We start from the raw sequence: 2,248 nt of genomic DNA, 5'->3' as shown, positions 1-2,248 counted from the left end.
TCAATTTTTATTTGGTTCTCTTTCTGATGTAGAGAACTTTTGTTCTAGATTTCTCCCATCTTTCAAATATTTTGAGTATAAATACTCTATATACTCACTTCTCTGCGATGCAGTCGCACTCGCGGGAGCGCATTTTGTAGCCTGCTTAAAGCTTTGTTTCTGTCTGTATCACTTGTTACTTTTTAAAATGAGAATTGCTGCCAAGATATTATTGCCATTACTCAATTAGACAACGGGCGGATAATCTTTTTAGAAATCGGTAATTCTTCATCGGGTTGGGAACATATTCTTAATAAACATGGAGAAGATTTTCAGCGTCGAGGCATTGCGATTAATAATATTATTGATTTCTTGATGAAAGCAATTACCATGGGTCAATTAATCGGCACTCAAGGAACCAGCAGAAGTATTTATAAAGTTGATTATCAAGGATAAATTCAATACATTTCTATCGATATTGGTAGTAATGGTTATGTAGTTAGTGCGAATGCCACTCCCCGAAAACTCATCCAACGTTTCTTAGGAGAAGACCTTGATGAAAAGAAAAATTAAACTAATGGCAGAATATAACTATTCGCCTCTTTGGGATATGGAAACTGCTGATAACCTTAACTTAGATGAGTTACCTTTATCGAGTTCTATCCAACAGAAGTTAAGTAATTGGGCAGAGATTTATAATCAAATTATAAATTGGGATAATCCCGCCGATTCACATTTTTTTGATGCAGTAAGTCAAGACAATTTTGAGAGGGAAGGTGTCAATATTTGGCGGCAATTACAAGAGGAATTATCACCCAATTATCAAATATTTTACTTTAGTGAAAAACAGCAACGACTTTTGGCTCCAGAAGATGCAAGTGAAGCGATCAGAGAAAAAGAGGTTAGATATAAATAGCCCCAAAACTCGATCGCTTTTATTGTCAATTTTTTAGCTCATAGATTATTTTGAGAAAATAAATCTTTTATGGACTGAATTAAGTTCATAATATTTTTTTCCTGTATTCGGATCGGTAACTATCTTCATGTTATTGTTATCGCAAGGCTTCCAATCAGATCCAGTTAATGATCCAAATATACCATCATATACAGCTACACATTGTCTTCCTTGGGCAGGAATGTAGCAATATATATCATGAATAAAAGACCCTGATATATTAGGTGCAATCGTAGTACCCGAGCCATTAAACTGACAAACAAATTCACGACCACGAGGAGCAAATTGAGCGATAATAAGGTGATCTTGCTGACTAATTTCGGCTGTGGCACTGGTAGCTATAGCAGTATATCCGATCGCTGTAGTTGCTACTAGAGAAAAGACCTGAAGGAGAGAATTGCATAAGCTTTTATTATCCCCCCCCCATTTTTCATAATTGTTGCTAATGTCATGATGCTCAAGGGAATTTATCGAAGACAATCGTAAGTTAACAAACCTGATTTTTATTTGTCAAGGGATTTCTGAAATATCTGACATTTTTGTTAACATAAGTTTATAAAACCATTCAAAAATCGATCAATACAATTGAGAATTATCGATTAACTGCTCAGTCCATGAAACCCCATGATCAATTTGCCAAAAATTACCTTGAACAATTACTTTCTCCCCTGGGAACCGTCGAAATCAGCAAAGAAGTCAGCGACGAAACCCGACAGATAGATGTATTTTTTTCCCCCAATCCCGAACCCAACCCCGATTATCTGGGATTATTAGGCAGAATTGTCCTTAATACTGTCTTAATTGAACCCTATCGCAATCCTCCCAACCGGAGCGAGATTCGTAATTGTTTAGCGAAACTTTTGACGATTTTGGCCGAACTGCAAAGACAAGCTAAACGGGAAAATCAGAGTTACAATGAAGACAATGCCCCTCGTTTGTGGATTTTATCCCCTTCCGCTGGTATCACTGTTTTAGAGGGATTTGGGGCAAAATTAGATCCAGATTGGCCAGAAGGAGTCTATTTTCTTCCCTCGCTTTATCGCACGGCAATTATCGCTATTAATCAATTGCCTGTGACTGCTGAGACTCTTTGGTTAAGATTATTAGGACGGGGAAAAACGCAAAACCAAGCGGTGCGAGAATTGTTAGAATTACCTCAAGGTAATGCTTTCCGGGAAAATGTGCTGGAATTATTGATTAGTTGGCGGGTTAATATGGAAATAAATAACATCCTAGAAACTGAGGATAGAGAGGTGTTTATGACTTTATCTCAAACCTATCAGGAATGGAAGGAAGCAACTAAACGGGAAGGAC

General features: G+C 37.2%; 3 protein-coding genes. 2 read left to right on the top strand and 1 reads right to left on the bottom strand.

Annotated features, from left to right (window positions below; genetic code table 11):
• Positions 1–535: 535 nt before the first annotated feature.
• The gene (locus tag ACOCD9_RS11220; RefSeq protein ID WP_287967460.1) at positions 536–895 is read left to right on the top strand and encodes a hypothetical protein; all 360 of its coding nucleotides are present in this window, start codon (positions 536–538) and stop codon (positions 893–895) included.
• Positions 896–940: 45 nt separating this feature from the next.
• Here ACOCD9_RS11220 and ACOCD9_RS11215 read toward each other — a convergent pair whose 3' ends face one another.
• A complete protein-coding gene (locus tag ACOCD9_RS11215; protein ID WP_419547483.1) occupies positions 941–1,414 on the bottom strand; it encodes a hypothetical protein in 474 nt (157 codons plus the stop codon).
• Positions 1,415–1,548: 134 nt separating this feature from the next.
• Between ACOCD9_RS11215 and ACOCD9_RS11210 the strand changes: the two genes are divergently transcribed.
• On the top strand, positions 1,549–2,248 hold a 700-nt coding region (locus ACOCD9_RS11210), incomplete at its 3' end, for a flagellar assembly protein H (protein ID WP_419547482.1).

The sequence above is a fragment of the Microcystis sp. genome (genome assembly GCF_048564745.1).
Classification (GTDB): domain Bacteria; phylum Cyanobacteriota; class Cyanobacteriia; order Cyanobacteriales; family Microcystaceae; genus Microcystis; species Microcystis ichthyoblabe_A.
Note: the sequence above shows the minus strand (reverse complement) of the source record. Positions and strands in the feature narration are given on the sequence as shown.

Bases quoted from the DNA above. Each gene is read 5' to 3' on its own strand.
- ACOCD9_RS11220 (WP_287967460.1), top strand. From the start codon at position 536: ATGAAAAGAAAAATTAAACTAATGGCAGAATATAACTATTCGCCTCTT.